We start from the raw sequence: 17,642 nt of genomic DNA, 5'->3' as shown, positions 1-17,642 counted from the left end.
CAAGTTTAACCAAAGGATGCTATTTGTTATAAAGCATCCTTTGTAAAAATTAGCGCAATGGCATTTCGGATTGAATCACTTTAACCAACTTAGATCTTGGTTTTGACGAAATCCGAAAGTGGTTAGTAATCCATAATTTATGATGTGCTTCACATTGCGGACCTAAATAAATCTTCTCAATATAATCTTCCACCGTTTTGTAATTAATAAATAAACTGCTGGCTTGAACATAATCTGTCGGCGCTTGAATTTTTTCATCGGCAATATTTGTGATATAAATCATTCGACATTCATCTTCATCTTCAAATGCAGCATGTTTAATTAAGCACGAGATAGGCATGACAGCTAAAGTTATTAATTGATCGAGAATAGAAAGATTTTTTATCTTTTCGTTCGCCTTTAATTCTTTTATTTTTTGTTTTATTTGATTTAATATCTCTCTAATAGTTTCAATTTTATGCTCTTCATCTAATTGTTTTAGGTAGTCATTCCATTTTTCTTCAATCTCAGCTGCAGAACTTTCTCGGTGCTCCAGATAAAAAGAAAATTTATTACGTTTGGCAAGACTAATATATTCATTATTTGGATCAAAATACAAACAACGGAACAAAGATAAATCATGAAAAGAGGATTGTGTTAACGGTTCGTTCTTCTCATTAGCATCAGTTTTATTATCAATAAAATCTTGTTTTGGTATTTTAACTGATGTGAATTTATTTAAATGATTAATACCATCAGGATTGATGCTGTGTTCAACATCGTCGCCAAAAAAATTTTGATTAAATACGACACTAACACTCGAGCCGACAATATTGTTTTCATTGCCATATAAACGAAATTGATTTAACGAATTATGATTAAATGAAAAACTGGCTAAAAAGCTTTTTATTTCACTATCCCTATCGGTTTTAATATCGAGCCAATTAGTCAGGATCTGATTTTCAGTAGGATCGTTCATAAAATCAACCACATTTAAACGAAAATCGCTAGTCTCATTTTTTAAAAGACTAAATAACACGCCCGGTCTGGTATAATGCGCAACCTGCCGTTCATATTGTTTGTTTTGACTTTTTAACTTTTTATTTAATTTAAATGTAACCAGTAACTGCTTCTGAATATTTTGTGCTAATGTTCTGATATCACAAATGTAGTGAGTAACGGATTGCTCGCGTTTATTGGCATCGGCAAATAATGTAGAAGCTTCATTATTATTATCAATGACTGATAACATGATTTGAGCAATAGTATAAAGCATAAATAAATCATTGGAATAAGATACATTCAGATAATATTCTTCTGCTTTTTTTAAACTACCTTTTGTTTGATTAAAATAGATATTATCCCCTAAATAAATATTTGCCATATTTGAAATTTTAAGATCAGAGCTCTTATAACATTGTAAGAAACATTGACTGGCTTTGTTATAAAGCTGTTTTTCAGTTTGATAGATAAGACCTAAATTCCATTGAGCCCAAACATAAACATCGGCATTATCCTGCTTTTTCACCCGTAAATAATGGCGTTCGGCCTTTTCGATATCCTGTTTTTTAAATTGGTTAATAAGGGCTAAATTCCATTGAGCCCTAGCATAAGCTTCGGCATTATCCTCCCTTTTCACCCGTAAATAATGGCGTTCGGCCTGCTCGATATTCTGTTTTTTAAATTGGTAAATACCCGCTAGATTAAATTGTGCCTTAGCATAAACATCAGCATTATCCTGCTTTTTCACCTGTAAATAATGGTATTCTGCCTGCTCGATATCCTGTTTTTCTTCTTGGTAAATACCCGCTAAATTAAATTGTGCCTTAGCATAAGCATCGGCATTATCCTGCCTTTGTACCTGTAAATAATAGTGTTCTGCCTGCTCAATATCCTGTTTTTCAACTTGGTAAATAAGTGCTAAATTCCATTGAGCCTCGGCATAAACATCAGCATTATCCTGCTTTTTCACCTGTAAATAATGGTATTCTGCCTGCTCGATATCCTGTTTTTCTTCTTCGTAAATAAGCGCTAAATTAAATTGTGCCTTAGCATAAGCATCGGCATTATCCTGCCTTTTCACCCGTAAATAATGGCGTTCTGCCTGCTCGATATCCTGTTTTTCTTTTTCGTAAATAAGCGCTAAATTACATTGTGCCCTAGCATAAGAATCGGCATTATCCTGCCTTTGTACCTGTAAATAATGGTATTCTGCCTGCTCGATATCCTGTTTTTCTTCTTCGTAAATATCCGCTAAATTACATTGTGCCTCGGCATAAACATCGGCATTATCCTGCCTTTCTACCTGTAAATAATAGTGTTCTGCCCGCTCGATATCCTGTTTTTTAAATTGGTAAATAAGTGCTAAACAATATTGAGCCCTAGCAAAAGCATCGGTATTATCCTCCCTTTGTACCTGTAAATAATGGTGTTCTGCCTGCGCTATGTTATTTTCATCTTGATATATCAGGGCTAATTTGAACTGAGCTTCGGCATATAATGTCGAATTACCTAGCTTTTTAACCTTTAATAAATGTTTGATTGCGGCTTCACTATTTTTTTTATCCAAAAAATAAATTTTGGCTAACTCAAATTGAGCCTCTGAATATGCTTGATCGCCATCGTTTTTGGTGATTTTTTTTAAATCTGCAATTTTCTGCTCGATCGTTTGTTGTTTAATATTTTGTTCAACTGTTTGCTCTTCCATTATTATTCCTATTCTGTTTTTCTTGTCATATTTAATTGTAGTAAACAATTAAACGACAGCCAGTATGTATTTGGCTGGAATGATTCTTGTTGGTTAATATTAGCGCGTCGTTTAAATTAATAGACACAGTTTAGCGTTAAGTTAAAAAATCACCAAAAATTTAACAAGGGATAGAGCAAAAATATGACTAAAAATAAATTAGCTTCATAAAATCAATAATAAATAACATAAAGATTATTTATTAATAACTGGTCAAAAAATCTCATAGCCATTAGAATGCTTATACCGTCGAAATTCATATTACTAAGAGAAATTAATCTATGCCTATATTTTATATTTTTATCGGTATCATCGTGTTACTCGCACTAATCACCGTTTTAAAATGTATTACGATTGTTCCGCAAGGTTATCAATACACCATTGAGCGTTTTGGTAAATACACCCACACACTTGAACCGGGATTGAATATCATTATTCCTTTTATGGATGGGATTGGTCGTAAAATTAATATGATGGAACAAGTGCTTGATATTCCATCACAAGAAGTTATATCAAAAGATAATGCCAACGTACAAATTGATGCCGTTTGCTTTATTCAAGTGCAAGACGCAGCTAGAGCCGCTTATCAAGTCAATCAACTTGAACGTGCTGTAATTAATTTAATGATGACCAATATTCGTACGGTACTCGGCAGCATGGAACTTGATGAAATGCTATCACAACGTGATCATATCAACTCAAAATTACTTAGCATTGTTGATGATGCAACAAACCCTTGGGGCATTAAAATCACCCGTATTGAAATTCGAGATGTTCGCCCGCCGGCAGAACTTATTGCCGCGATGAATGCACAAATGAAAGCAGAACGTAATAAACGTGCGGAAATTCTGGAAGCTGAAGGTGTTCGTCAGGCAGCAATACTACGTTCAGAAGGTGAAAAACAGTCCGAAATATTAAAGGCCGAAGGTGAGCGACAAGCTGCATTTTTACAAGCCGAAGCCCGTGAACGTGCGGCCGAAGCCGAAGCAAAAGCCACACAAATGGTGTCTGATGCAATTGCAGCAGGTAATATTAATGCGGTTAATTACTTTGTTGCACAAAAATATACTGAAGCGCTACAACAAATCGGATCGGCAGATAACAGTAAAGTCATTATGATGCCTTTAGATGCATCAAGTTTAATGGGCAGTATTGGTGGCATTGCGGAGCTCATTAAAAACTCTAAATGATGTCACAAGGTAGTTTCCGAACTGGTTGTATATATTTTCCAAGGTACTTTAAGTACAAGTTATTTTGGAATTAAATAAATACTTTTGCAATTTCAATTATGTAATTAGGTAAATTAAACGATGACTGATATTTTAACCGTTATTTATAATTCCCCTCATTGGGTATTTTTTATTTTAGGGGGAACATTATTAATTGCAGAATTGCTTGGTACTGGTGGCTACTCACTTTGGAGCGGCATCGCTGCAATTGTTGTTGGTCTTATTGCTTGGATTTTGCCTCTGTCTTGGCCTGTTCTATGGATTTTATTTGCTATATTTACCTTGGTTTCAGCATATTTATGGTGGCTATGGCTTAAAAAGTCTGGGCAAAGCAAACCGAATAGCAACGAAATTAATCAGCCACAACAAGATTTAATTGGTATTAAAACCCTTGTTACCGACGCCATTATCAATGGCTCAGGCCGAGTCAAAATCAAAGACGGCACTTGGCCAGCACAATGTAATATTAATTTACCGGTTGGTCATGCTGTTGAAGTTATCGCGGTTAATGGTCTAGTTTTAACGGTACAACCAATAAAAAACTAGTCACATTTTGCTTTTTACCAGTAAAAAAACGCGCCTAAGGCGCGTTTTTTTTAGATTGATAATAGTTGAAAAGCAATAATAACAAACTGTTGTTCGTTAGGGTAAATATCACTAATGACTTTTTTCAGTTCAGTTAGGCTCATATTTTCTTGCTTAGCCTGTTCTTCAGTCAATTGATTGAGTGTTACAGGCGTCACATTAGTAATTTTTATACTACAAAAATATGCATCCGTTTCAAAAACGCCCACTCGCAACGTATCACCAACCTTAAAATGTGATTCACTTTTATCACGAATAGTAATAGTTTTTAAACCTGCCAAAATATCCGATTTAAAACGTTGGTAAAACGTTATATCATTTTTCACAACGATCATCCTTTTTATTAAACGAGCGGTTAAGGTTCGATGCCGATCACTTGCCAGTTATGGTTAGATTCATCAGTAATTTTACCTTTTTTGACGTCTGTAATATATTTTATCGTCATATTACGGATAGTGCCTTGTTCATCACCAAAAGCGGTTCGTGAATCCCAAGTTGGTTCAACACGTCTTCCTTCTAATGGCCCACCTTTTTTGACTAACATTTCGTAACGATAAGCGTTCATACCTAATTTTAGCTTCATATCCGCAGTGATAGCCTGACCATTAAGCAATGTTAAATTTTTAATTCGCTCACCAACCGGTTGAGTTAAATCAATAGTATATTTGACCCCACCAAACATATCGTAAGTCATATATTTTGACGCGCCACGAATCGGATCATATTGATAATTTTTATCGCCGGGTTGTACTTGTGCAAAATAAGCAGCCGACCATTCCATATAGTCTTTTAGATCTTGACCGGTGACTTCGAATATACTGGTTTCACCAGCGGTATATTGATAATTATTGGCGATATCTTTACGCGTGATTGGGCCTTTATTTAGTATTGCTTTTTTATTATCAACCAACACAGAAGTCACATCCGCACCGCTATAATATAATTGAACAGCGTTGAGTAAATGAGTTAGCCCTGTTTCTTCAAGGTAAATCGCAGGAATACCATGAATCATTTGCTGGGGAACCAAATCACGATCGGTTTCACCAATAACCTGATTGGCTATTTCCCTTAATTGTTGATGATAAGGCGCATAGATTTTTTCAATTGCCGGATCGGCGGCATACGATTTAACTGGCTGTGTTTCAGCTTTTTTATTAACTAAAGAGGTTTTGTTTTTTTCAAGATCAAAGGTTAAATCAACCACCGAAACCACGGTACCATAACGATGTGGTTCAGTAATCAAAACATTATTGATCACTTTTTCACTTATATTTTGATGATTGTGCCCAGCTATAATCACATCGATATCGGGCACTTGGTTAGCCACATCAGCAACGCCGGTTCCTGGTTTATTGTTTTCATTATCCACCCCCATATGGGTAACTAAAACAATAGCATCAACATGTTGTTGTTTTAACTTTTCAACTTGTTTTTGTATTTCTGGAATTGGCATAGTGAATTCCATTTGTTTTACATAACCTGTTTTATCTTCATATTCAGGTACAAATGGTGTCGTTGCCCCAATAAAACCAATTTTTACGCCATCTTTTTCAATAATGGATGTAGCGGGTAAATAGGCTTTACCTGAGTCTTTATAAAAGATGTTCGCTGCCAATGTTTTACCTTTAAATTCAGCAACGATTTTATCAACAACTGGCATGCCAAAATTAAATTCATGATTACCTAATACCATAATGTCATATTTCATAGTATTAAGAGCCTCAATAGCTGGATGATTTTTCACATCGTGAAAACGTTCAATTTGGTTATCTTGAATAATATCACCCGCATCAACCAAAATGACATTAGGGTGATGCTCACGAAACTGATTAACAAAGGTAGATATTTGTGCGTAAGAACCGGATAAATCAGCCTTATCTGTACCATAATCCCAAGGTAACATTCGTCCATGAACATCGGAAGTTGCTAAAATAGCGACATTTACCTGTTTAGCCAACAGTGGCAAGGGACTGGATAAAGCCACAATGGTGAATAATGATAACAATCTTTTATTGAGTAACATTTTAAGCTCCTTTAAAACTCGACAAACAAATGATCTTCCCTATACGAAAATAAAATAACTGATACGTTAAAAGCATCGTTCATTTATAATCACAACTCGCAATAAGATAATATTAAATGATATAAAAATACCCAACAATATAACAATATTATTGGGTATGAGATAGACAACCATCAATATTTTTTGACAACTTGATAATGTAACGTCATCAATAATACAGACTTAATGTGACATTGAAGTTTTTACACCGCCTTCAGGAATTGGCACATAAGCTGTCTCTTTATCTGTTCTTTGTTTATTATTACGTACTTTTAATGCAGTTTTAATACCAAAGAAAATAATACTGTAAACAACCACTAAAAATAGAATACTTAAACCCGCATTAGTATAATTGTTAATAACGATATGGTGCATATTATCAATTTGTTGTGCGGTTAATTCACTACCTTCAGCAATGCGACGTTTATACTCATTGGCTAAATAGAAGAAACCTTCTAATTGCGGATCATTACTGAATAATTTCAATGCTAATGCCCATGTTGTACAAATGAGTAACCATATTGCTGGAATAATTGTCACCCAAATATATTGAGCACGTTTCATTTTAATTAACACAACCGTTGCTAACACTAACGCTACAGCCGCTAACATTTGATTTGAGATACCGAATAATGGCCATAAGCTCTTAACACCACCTAATGGATCAACAACGCCTTGATAGAGTAAATAGCCCCACAAACCAACACAACCCACTGTACCAATAAAACCGGCAATGAGTGAATCGGTTTTTTTCAAGAATGGGACAAAGTTACCTAAAAGGTCTTGTAGCATAAAACGACCAGAACGGGTACCAGCATCAAGTGCAGTTAAGATAAATAACGCTTCAAATAAAATACCAAAGTGATACCAAAAGCCCATATTGGCACCAGGAATAATTTGATGGAACACGTGTGCAATACCTACCGCTAGCGTTGGCGCACCACCGGCACGATTAAGCACTGACGGTTCACCAATATCTTTGGCTGTTTGTAAAATTTCGTCAGGTGAAATGACAAATCCCCACGAACTAACCGTTGCAGCAGCATGGGCTGTCACATCTTTAAGTTGCTCCATTATCATTGGCGCTTGATCAGTACCTAATTTATGCAAATCAGGCATAGTAATCCCTAAAGCTGCCGGTGGAGTATTCATAGCGAAATAAAGACCTGGCTCAATAATTGAAGCAGCGACTAATGCCATCATGGCAACGAATGACTCCATTAACATTGCACCATAACCGATGAAGCGAGCATCCGTTTCGTTAGCAAGTAATTTTGGCGTTGTACCTGATGAAATTAATGCATGGAAGCCAGAAACAGCACCACAAGCAATCGTGATAAATAAGAATGGGAAAAGTGAGCCTTTCCAAACTGGACCGGTACCATCAACATATTGGGTCACATCTGGCATTTTTAAATCAGGATTTAAGATAATAATACCAATAGCTAAACCAACAATTACACCGATTTTTAAAAATGTTGCTAAATAATCACGAGGTGCTAGGATTAACCAAACAGGTAACATTGCTGAAACTAAAGCATAGCCCACTAATACATAAGTAATAGTCGTTGCTTTGAAAGTTAAAGCTGGTCCCCAATATGCATCATGCGCAATTACGCCACCAAACCATATTGATAACACTAATAACACAATACCAATAACAGATACTTCTAATACCCGTCCTGGTCTTAAAAATCGCATATAAATACCCATAAATAAGGCAATAGGTACTGTTGAACAAACAGTAAATACCCCCCAAGGGCTTTCAGCTAGCGCTTTAACCACAATCAATGCTAAAACCGCAAGTATTATAAGCATGATAAGGAAGCAACCAAATAGCGCTATGGTGCCAGGAATCGCCCCCATCTCTTCTTTAATCATTTCGCCCAAAGATGAGCCATTACGTCTAGAAGATAAAAATAAAACCATAAAGTCTTGTACCGCACCGGCAAACACGACACCTGCAAGTAACCAAAGTGTGCCTGGTAAGTACCCTACTTGAGCGGCAAGTACCGGCCCAACCAATGGACCTGCGCCGGCAATGGCAGCAAAATGGTGACCAAATAATACATATTTATTAGTCGGTACAAAGTTTAAACCATCATTATTAATGACAGCAGGGGTTGCACGCGTCGGGTCTAATTGCATGACCTTTTTGGCGATATACAAACTGTAATATCGGTACGCGACAAGATAAATTGAAACAGCAGCAGCAACAATCCATAGTGCGCTGACATGCTCACCTCGCCGTAATGCAATTACGGCTAAACAACATGCACCAATAAAGGCTAAGATCAGCCATGGAATATGCTTAAAGACTTTATTATTCATAATAACTCTCTTCATGGGTTTTAAATTTAATTAGTTCGAAATTTAACACCATTTAAAACAGATATAGACTTACTATGTTTTGATATTAAAAAAACCATTATTTTTAATTTCATTAAAATAGCTTGTCTGTATTGTTATAGCCTAAAATAACGACTAAAAGTTCCTTTACATCCAAGCCTATAGTAATTTTTTAATGAATACAGAGGTATCGATATTTAAGTTATAGGTTAAATAGAAAAGATGAGTGGTTAAATTTAACGGATGAGTGGTTTTGACGAATTACAACAAAAAACTATAATCCCAACATCTCTTTGAGCTGTTTTAAATAACGACGGCTAACAGGAACTGAAATATCATTATTTAAAATAATATCAACGCCATTTGTATCATTGAAACGAATTTCTTTAAGCTTTTTTAAATTAACCAAATATTGACGATGACAGCGGATCAATGGAGTTTTATCTTCTAGAGTTTTTAAGGTTAATTCGGTAAAGTATTCTTGATTGGTTTGGTTAAAAACATAAATGCCGCTAATTTTAGATGACACATAATAGACATCCTCAATATTCAACAGATAAATACGATTATGCCCAACACAGGGAATATACTCAAAATCCTGCTTGATTCCTTTTAATTGGCAAATATCACAAGGAATACAATGATGATGCAATCGATTTAGCGTTTTATGTAAGCGCTCTGATTCAACAGGTTTCAATAAGTAATCAAAAGCTTGCTCTTCAAAGGCTTTGACCGCAAACTCACTATAAGCAGTTAAAAACACAATATGTGGCATGGTTTTAGGATCTAACATAGATAACATTTCAATACCATTTATTTTCGGCATTTGAATATCTAAAAAAACCACATCAGGTTGCAAACGATGAATTTCACGAATCGCTTCCATTGCATTATTACATTCAGCAACAATATTAATTTCAGGATCACTTTCAAGCAAGCAACGTAAATTTTCACGGGCAAGCAGTTCATCATCTACAATAATTACATCTAACATTGGATACAGCTTTCCTTTTGTAAAGGCAATGTTAATACTACTTTAGTATAAGTATCAGGTTCACATTCTATTTTTATTCCGTATTGCTCACCATAACGAATATTAATTCGTTTATCAACCAAATTTAGACCTAATCCTTTTGTGTCTTTTTTATTTTCGCAGTAGTTACCAGCGTTATCCATAACCTCTAAAACTAATGTTTGATTTTGTTCATAGGCATAAATCGCCACTTTTCCTTTACCAATTAATTGCGAAGTACCATGTTTAATCGCATTTTCCACTATCGGTTGTAGTGAAAAAGCCGGTAACTGAGCCGATTCTAAGTGTGGGGGAATAGCTATTTCGACGGTCAATTGTTCCATAAAGCGCATTTTTTCAATTTGTAAATAAGCATTAACATGCTCAATTTCGTCTTTCAGCGTAACAATTTCATCTGTTCGCTTAAGATTTTTGCGAAAAAAAGTCGAAAGATTCTGCACTAATTGTGATGCTTGTTGTTTATCTCGACGAATAACGGCCAATAGCGTATTGAGCGCATTAAATAAAAAATGAGGATTAACTTGAGCGTGCAATAATTTAATCTCAGTTTTAGATAATAATTGTTTGTAGTGCTCATTTTGCCCAGCTAAAATTTGTGCGGACAGTAAACTGGCAATACCTTCACCAAGCGTACGATTGATCGAACTAAATAATGTATTTTTAGCTTCATAAAGTTTAATTGTACCAACAACAGTATTGTTTTCACCTCTCAGCGGAATAACTAACGTTGAACCTAAGCGGCAATATTTATTAATTGAACATTGATAAGGTTGATGAACGCCATCAAGATATTTAACATCATTTTGTTCAATTGCTTCTAAAGTAATATTAGAGGTAATTGGTGTGCCGGGTAGATGATGATCATCACCAACACCAATAAATGCTAAGATCTTTTCTCTATCAGTAATCGAAACTGCACCAATATCTAACTCTTGATAAATAATTTGTGCAACTTTAGTACTATTACTTTGATTAAAACCATCACGAAGTAAACCTTCGGTACTTGCGGCAATCTTAAGTGCCTTTGCGGAAAAGGCTGACGTATATCGTTCAAAAATAGCGCGCCTATCGAGTAAAATTCGCATAAACATAGCAGCGCCAATGCTATTAGCCACGATCATTGGCACAGCAATACTTTTAACTGCATGTAAAACCACGTCAAAAGGGCGTGAAATTAGTAACACCATTATCATTTCAAGCGATTCAACTAATAAGCCTAAAACCCCGACTAACAACGGATTATAGATAAGATCAACTCGACCTTTTTTCATTAAGCCATAATGCAATAGACCACTAATCAATCCTGTTAAAATAGTCGAAAGCATACAACTTTCAGCGGTAATTCCACCTAACGTATAACGATGAATTCCTCCAGTTATCCCTACTAATAGCCCGACCATGGGGCCGCCAAGCAAACCGCCTAAAATAGCACCAATGGCTCGAGTGTTGGCTATTGTGTCTTCAATGTGTAAACCAAAATAACTGCCCATAATACAAAATAGAGAAAAGATACAATAACAGACTAACTTATGAGGTAGATGCACAGTTACTTGCATTAATGGAATAACAATAGGTGTTTTACTTAGCAAATAAGCAATAACTAGATAAATACACATTTGTTGAAGAAGTTGTAAAACAAGATCAAATTCAAACATAATATTGACCACAAAATAAAACCGTCGACAGATGTCGACGGTTAATATAATTAATTTATTTATCTAATAAGGTAAAGGTCTGTTTATCTTGCGTTGTCGAATCAGAGCCAACGTAGATATTGAATTTACCTGGTTCTGCAACATATTGCATTTTGTCATTCCAGAATTTTAGCATATCTGGTTTGATTACTAATTTCACTTCACCTTTTTCATGAGGTTTTAAAGTAATATTTTCAAAACCTATCAACTGTTTAACGGGTCGACTGACCGAAGCTGTGATATCTTGAAGGTAAAACTGTACCGTTTGGCTACCTTCTTTCTCGCCAATATTCTCAACATTTGCAGTCACCACAATTTCACCATTTTGCGGCATCTCAGTACTTGATAAGGCAAAATCTATCGTAAAATGGGTATAACTTAAACCAAATCCAAACGGGAATAGCGGTTCATTAGGACTATCAAAGTACGATGTTGTATATTTCCCCATATTTTCAGTACCATGAGGGCGACCAGTATTTAAATGACTGTAATAGACGGGAATTTGCCCAACATTATCAGGAAATGACATTGGTAATTTAGCCGATGGGTTATAATCACCGAATAAAACATCAGCGATAGCATTGCCCCCTTCGGTGCCTAAAAACCAAGTTTCGAGCATAGCATCAGCTTGTTCATACTCTTCTTTTACAGTTAATGGGCGACCATTCATTAATGCTATAACTAAAGGTTTGCCTGTTGCCTTTAAAGCTTTGATTAACCGTTTTTGGCTTGCTTGCAATGAAAGATCGGTGCGACTAGATGACTCATGCGCCATTCCCTCAGCTTCCCCTACAAACAACACAACAACATCGGCTTTTTTAGCTTTAGCAACTGCTTCGGCAATCATTTTATCAGCAGGACGAGGATCAAATTTGGTGGTTTCTTCATATAAATTTAAAAATTTATATAAATTAGAATCATCGGAAAGATTAGCACCAAATGCGTAACTAATTGTTTTAGGATCTTTTACTGCATTTTTGATTCCTTCTAAAGGTGTGACAGCTAGATTAGCGCGTCCGGCACCTGACCAACTACCTAAAATATCGCGCTTAGAATCGGCAAGTGGTCCAATCACGGCTATTTTCTTGTTTTTGGCTAAAGGTAAAATGCTATTTTTATTTTTCAACAACACAATACTTCGACGCGCTACATCTCTGGCTTCTTCTCGATGTAGACGGTTGTCGGCAAACATCGTATCGATATCTAATTTAGGATCTAAATTACGATGAGGGTCATTAAACAGCCCCATGTCATATTTGAGTTCTAATACATGTCGACAAGCTTTGTTAATATCCTCTTCTGTGAGGACACCTTCATTAACAAGTTCAGGTAAAAATTGAAGAAAATATTCATCATTCATACTGATATCAATACCTGCTTTTATCGCCACGCGAACAGCATCTTTAGCATCGCTTGCCACACCATGATTAATCAATTCACGAATCGCACCATGATCACTTACAACCACACCATTAAAATGCCATTGGTCACGTAATACTTCAGTCAGTAGCCAATGATTAGCTGTCGCTGGAATACCGTTAACACTGACTAAAGACACCATTACAGCACGACTACCGGCATCAATGGCTGCTTTATAAGGTACAAGATACTCTTGGAACATTTTACGTTCACTCATATCGGTGCTGTTATATTCGCGACCCGCTTCGACCGCACCATATAGCGCAAAATGCTTAACGGTTGTCACTAACGATTTTTTATCATCAAGAGACTGTTTTTGCATTTTTTCGACAAAAATACGTCCTGCTTCAGATGTTAAATAGGGATCTTCACCAAAGCCTTCAGAAACGCGTCCCCATCTAGGATCTCGGGTAATATCAACCATTGGAGCCCAAGTAATATTTAATCCATCTGAGGTCGCTTCGTCGGCAGAAACTTCAGCAACTTTACCTATAACATTACGATCCCAACTCGATGCAACACCTAAATTAACTGGGAATACCGTACGATGGCCATGAATAATATCAAATCCAAAAAATAGAGGAATTTTATTCGGGGACTTTAAAGCGCGGTCTTGCATATTTGTCAAATCTGGCTCAACAACAGTATTAAAAATACCGCCAATCTCTCCAGCCTCGATTTGGTCTAATACTTTTGGTAAAGTGAGATCGCCACCTACACTAATTAATCTTAACTGACCCACTTTTTCTTTTATGGTCATTTTTGATAATAAATTATCAATAAAAGCTTTTTTTTCTTCGTTATTAGAATCTTGTGCGAACAAAGAGCCTGAAAACAGAAAAAAAACCAAAACAACTATTAATTTTTTCATCATGATAAATATTGTTATAATTTAAAGGATAGACATGAAGATAGCATAACTTATTCGCGCATAAAAATCTCGTTATTTACATTGTTTTCATTTATGTTTAAAACAAGATCGCATTTATTATATAAAAAAATTGACGTGAATATTATTTAACCTCAAACTTTTTTACATAATAAATGCGGGCTAATCGTTTAGCGTGAGTGATTGCCAGACGACGTTCATGAAGATTACACTAATTAGTCTCTAAAATTAGTAAATTGAAACGGTTGCCCTAATTCTCCGTTTTTAACTAATGCCATCGTTGCTTGTAAATCATCACGTGATTTACCCGTAACGCGAACTTGTTCCCCTTGTACTTGGGCTTGCACTTTAAGTTTACTGTCTTTAATCAACTTAACTATTTTTTTAGCTAACTCTTTATCAATACCTTGTTTTAGTTTTACTGTAATACTGTATAGTTTTCCACTATGTTCCATCTCTTCCGGAATTTCGAGTGCCCCACCATCAATACCACGCTTGGCTAACTTATCACGTAAAATATCCAATAGCTGTTGTACTTGGAAGTCAGATTGGCTGGTCGCTTTGATCGTTTCATTTTTTTCATTAAGCTCAAATGAGGCTTCCACATTTTTAAAATCCCAACGCGTAGTTAGTTCACGGGTCGCGTTTTCAACACCATTTTTCACTTCTGGCATTTGAATTTCAGAAACAATATCAAAAGAAGGCATAAATTCTCCTTTGCGAATAATTAAAAATAAAATTAACTTGATGAATGTTATGAGAATATATTGACTGTCCCTATATTAAAAGCAAAGACAGTCAATTAATTTATGGTAATTGATTGCGATTAATCGATGGTACGAAGTAATTCGTTAATTCCTACTTTACCTAACGTTTTAGCATCGACTTTTTTTACAATTACTGCACAATAAAGGCTATATTTGCCATCTTTAGTTGGTAAGTTACCTGATACCACAACTGAACCGGCTGGCACGCGGCCGTAATGGACTTCACCTGTTGCGCGATCATAAATTTTAGTACTTTGACCGATGAAAACACCCATTGAGATCACACTGCCTTCTTCAACAATCACACCTTCAACGATTTCACTACGTGCACCAATAAAGCAGTTATCTTCAATAATCGTTGGATTTGCTTGCAACGGTTCTAACACACCACCGATACCAACACCACCTGATAAATGAACATTTTTACCAATTTGCGCACAAGAACCAACAGTTACCCAAGTGTCAACCATTGTACCTTCATCAACATAAGCACCAATATTTACATAAGATGGCATTAATACGGTATTACGAGCCACATACGCACCTTTACGTGCAATTGCTGATGGAACGACACGGAAGCCTTCTTGTTGGAAGCGTGCTTCATCATAATCAGCAAATTTTAATGGCACTTTATCATAATAATTTGTTGCGCCACCATCAATAAGTTGGTTCTCATTAATACGGAAAGAGAGCAACACTGCTTTTTTTAACCATTGATGAGTCACCCAATCGCCATTAATCTTTTCCGCGACACGCATTTTACCGCTGTCTAATAGAGCGATACATTGATTAATTGCATCACGCGTTACTGTATCAACATTTGAAGGCGTGATTTCAGCACGACGTTCAAATGCTGCCTCAATAATAGTTTGTAATTGTTGCATTTCTCGTTTCCTTTAACTTTAAGTCCGTTAGCAAATTTAAATAGATGCACAGTATAATATAATATGTCACGCTTTTTAAGCGGTTTGTCGTATCAAACTAGCTTTCTTAGTAATAAACAACATTTATTTGGAATTAAGTTCACAAATACCCCACACACATAAAATACCAAAACCAAACTTTTTTATACTTATCCATATTAAAAGTTTACTAGACAAAAGATAAATGCAAAATTTTGGATTTTCATTGTTAGAATTATTGATTGTTATTTGCATAAGTGCAATTTGCGCCGCTATTGGCATGCAACAATGGAAAGAGATACAGCTCCGTAACGAATTAGTCTCAACAACACACCAATTAGCCTATTTTTTAAATGAAGTCCAAGTTAAAGCTAATACTGAAAATGAAAATTATAATCTTCATCTATTTTTATCCCCTTGGTGTTTAACTATTACATCCGGTGAGCCGCCAACAAGTTGTCAAACTGGCCTATTACAGTTTATCAAACCTAACAATTCGGTTGACATTAAATTATTAAACGAACAAAAAATCATTACATTTTGGGGAAGACGGAATATGGCTCAAACAGGCTCATTTGAACTCAGCAACACAATTGGTACAACCAGAGTGTTAATATCATTTCGTGGGCGAATTCGATTTTGTCGCATCAACAGTTATTTGCCAAGTTTACCCGCATGTTAAAACAATCAGGATTTTCACTACTTGAAATGTTGTTATCAATAACACTTTCAAGTTTAATTTTTATTGCAGTGACAGAATATTACTTTCAGATACAAGCACAAACTTTACAATATTATCGAGCCATTCATCTGCAACAAACTGTTCAACAAACACTATTTGGCATAGCCAAAGATATAAAGCGCGCAGGGTTTATTGCTAACGATCCGAGTAAACCAAATAAAACTGCATTAGCCATTATTAACGAAAAAAATTGCATTATTATTCGTTACGATAGTCAAATCCGACATGATTGGATCGATGATGCTTCAGCCATGAATAACGCAGATAGTTTTGTCTATCGCTTTATCAACAATAATATTGAATATAAAACGGGTGCGACTGCTTGCAATGAACCCAAGTGGGAAAAATTATTCGATCCAGCTGAGATTAAAGTGACAACCTTCCATCTGAAGCAACAGGCTAATAGTATCGAAATAGTATTAGCAGCTGAACTCAAACAACATCAACAAGTAAAATATCAAATAAGCAAAATAGTGAGAAATGAAAATTTTTATCCATCAAAACAACCATGAACAAGGTTTTAGTACGATTATCATGGTTATTATTTTAACCATTATTGGTGCTATATTATTAACAAGTGCTCACTTATTAATGATCTCATGGCATAAAACACTCGCCAGAGAAAGTCAATATTATCACCGTTTTAATCAAGCAAATTCCGCATTAAATTGGGCACTAACCCAAAGTTGGCAAATACCAACAGATAATTGGCAATGCTTATTTGAAGCAAAATATCAATGGAAAGTGTGTATCAAAAATTCTTTATTACAAATCGACAACTACGTACTGATACGCGGTGAATCAGAAGGTTTATTTGTTTATAGTTTGGCGCATCATCAAGGTGGTAAACTTATCGTACAAAAAGGTCATTGGCTTGATTATTGCCCAGAAAAAAGGAGAGCTTATTGTGAATAACAATGCTATGACAGGATTTAGTATAATTGAAGTGATGATAGCCTGTTTGATATTTGCCATTGTTATTATCAGTTTTAGCAATTATCAACACACATTAACCTATTTTTATCATTATCTTTCAAATCAACAAAAGGCACAGCAAATTGCGTTTTCATTACTTGATAGTTACCCTAATATAGCGAGGCACATTGTACCTAACAATTGGCAATATAATATTCGCAGTGAGCCTTACACAAGCCAGTGCCAACTCGTATCGGTCACAATAACAACCAAGCCTAACAAGCAAATTAATCAGCAACGATTATTTTGTCATATAATAAATGAGTAGCGT

The 17,642-nt window shown here is 35.5% G+C and carries 15 protein-coding genes; 6 read left to right on the top strand and 9 right to left on the bottom strand.

Annotation, left to right across the window (positions count from 1 at the left end):
- Positions 1 to 49: 49 nt before the first annotated feature.
- On the bottom strand, positions 50 to 2,686 hold the full coding sequence (locus J3U56_RS01820; protein WP_267366464.1) for a hypothetical protein: 2,637 nt from the start codon (positions 2,684 to 2,686) through the stop codon (positions 50 to 52).
- Between the two features lie 320 nt (positions 2,687 to 3,006).
- Here J3U56_RS01820 and J3U56_RS01815 point away from each other — a divergent pair, with 320 nt between their 5' ends.
- Together J3U56_RS01815 and J3U56_RS01810 are read left to right on the top strand one after the other, a co-directional pair.
- The gene (locus J3U56_RS01815; RefSeq protein WP_267333377.1) at positions 3,007 to 3,915 is read left to right on the top strand and encodes an SPFH domain-containing protein; all 909 of its coding nucleotides are present in this window, start codon (positions 3,007 to 3,009) and stop codon (positions 3,913 to 3,915) included.
- Positions 3,916 to 4,035: 120 nt separating this feature from the next.
- A complete protein-coding gene (locus J3U56_RS01810; protein WP_267333376.1) occupies positions 4,036 to 4,500 on the top strand; it encodes an NfeD family protein in 465 nt (154 codons plus the stop codon).
- A 50-nt stretch (positions 4,501 to 4,550) separates the two neighbouring features.
- Here J3U56_RS01810 and yqfB read toward each other — a convergent pair whose 3' ends face one another.
- From yqfB to dapD, 8 genes are all read right to left on the bottom strand, one after another.
- Positions 4,551 to 4,865 carry a N(4)-acetylcytidine aminohydrolase gene (gene yqfB / locus J3U56_RS01805; RefSeq protein ID WP_324101454.1) on the bottom strand — a complete coding sequence of 105 codons (315 nt, stop codon included), beginning with the start codon at positions 4,863 to 4,865 and terminating at the stop codon, positions 4,551 to 4,553.
- Between the two features lie 29 nt (positions 4,866 to 4,894).
- On the bottom strand, positions 4,895 to 6,562 hold the full coding sequence (locus J3U56_RS01800) for a bifunctional metallophosphatase/5'-nucleotidase (RefSeq protein WP_267333374.1): 1,668 nt from the start codon (positions 6,560 to 6,562) through the stop codon (positions 4,895 to 4,897).
- Between the two features lie 222 nt (positions 6,563 to 6,784).
- Positions 6,785 to 8,932: a carbon starvation CstA family protein gene (locus J3U56_RS01795; protein ID WP_416380242.1), complete on the bottom strand. Its 2,148-nt coding sequence runs from the start codon at positions 8,930 to 8,932 to the stop codon at positions 6,785 to 6,787.
- Between the two features lie 292 nt (positions 8,933 to 9,224).
- Positions 9,225 to 9,944 (bottom strand): two-component system response regulator BtsR, encoded by a 720-nt coding sequence (gene btsR / locus J3U56_RS01790; protein ID WP_065798786.1) that lies wholly within the window; start codon positions 9,942 to 9,944, stop codon positions 9,225 to 9,227.
- On the bottom strand, positions 9,938 to 11,638 hold the full coding sequence (locus tag J3U56_RS01785; RefSeq protein ID WP_267366462.1) for a sensor histidine kinase: 1,701 nt from the start codon (positions 11,636 to 11,638) through the stop codon (positions 9,938 to 9,940). The genes btsR and J3U56_RS01785 overlap by 7 nt, the downstream gene beginning before the upstream one ends.
- Positions 11,639 to 11,693: 55 nt before the next feature.
- Entirely contained in the window at positions 11,694 to 13,967 is a 2,274-nt protein-coding gene (bglX, locus tag J3U56_RS01780; protein ID WP_416380248.1) for a beta-glucosidase BglX, read from the bottom strand.
- Between the two features lie 233 nt (positions 13,968 to 14,200).
- Entirely contained in the window at positions 14,201 to 14,692 is a 492-nt protein-coding gene (locus J3U56_RS01775; protein ID WP_267333370.1) for a YajQ family cyclic di-GMP-binding protein, read from the bottom strand.
- Between the two features lie 119 nt (positions 14,693 to 14,811).
- The gene (gene dapD / locus J3U56_RS01770) at positions 14,812 to 15,636 is read right to left on the bottom strand and encodes a 2,3,4,5-tetrahydropyridine-2,6-dicarboxylate N-succinyltransferase (protein WP_065563367.1); all 825 of its coding nucleotides are present in this window, start codon (positions 15,634 to 15,636) and stop codon (positions 14,812 to 14,814) included.
- Positions 15,637 to 15,859: 223 nt separating this feature from the next.
- Between dapD and J3U56_RS01765 the strand changes: the two genes are divergently transcribed.
- From J3U56_RS01765 to J3U56_RS01750, 4 genes are read left to right on the top strand one after another with little or no spacing between them, the layout of a single operon-like run.
- Positions 15,860 to 16,336 (top strand): prepilin-type N-terminal cleavage/methylation domain-containing protein, encoded by a 477-nt coding sequence (locus tag J3U56_RS01765; protein WP_267343530.1) that lies wholly within the window; start codon positions 15,860 to 15,862, stop codon positions 16,334 to 16,336.
- A complete protein-coding gene (locus J3U56_RS01760) occupies positions 16,330 to 16,908 on the top strand; it encodes a prepilin peptidase-dependent protein (protein ID WP_267366458.1) in 579 nt (192 codons plus the stop codon). Before J3U56_RS01765 ends, J3U56_RS01760 begins: the two co-directional genes overlap by 7 nt.
- Positions 16,877 to 17,311 carry a DUF2509 family protein gene (locus J3U56_RS01755; RefSeq protein WP_267366456.1) on the top strand — a complete coding sequence of 145 codons (435 nt, stop codon included), beginning with the start codon at positions 16,877 to 16,879 and terminating at the stop codon, positions 17,309 to 17,311. Before J3U56_RS01760 ends, J3U56_RS01755 begins: the two co-directional genes overlap by 32 nt.
- The gene (locus J3U56_RS01750; RefSeq protein ID WP_267348720.1) at positions 17,304 to 17,639 is read left to right on the top strand and encodes a type IV pilus modification PilV family protein; all 336 of its coding nucleotides are present in this window, start codon (positions 17,304 to 17,306) and stop codon (positions 17,637 to 17,639) included. The genes J3U56_RS01755 and J3U56_RS01750 overlap by 8 nt, the downstream gene beginning before the upstream one ends.
- The last annotated feature ends 3 nt before the right edge of the window (positions 17,640 to 17,642 follow it).

Source organism: Gilliamella sp. B2824 (assembly GCF_026536245.1).
Lineage (GTDB): Bacteria > Pseudomonadota > Gammaproteobacteria > Enterobacterales > Orbaceae > Gilliamella.
Note: the sequence above shows the minus strand (reverse complement) of the source record. Positions and strands in the feature narration are given on the sequence as shown.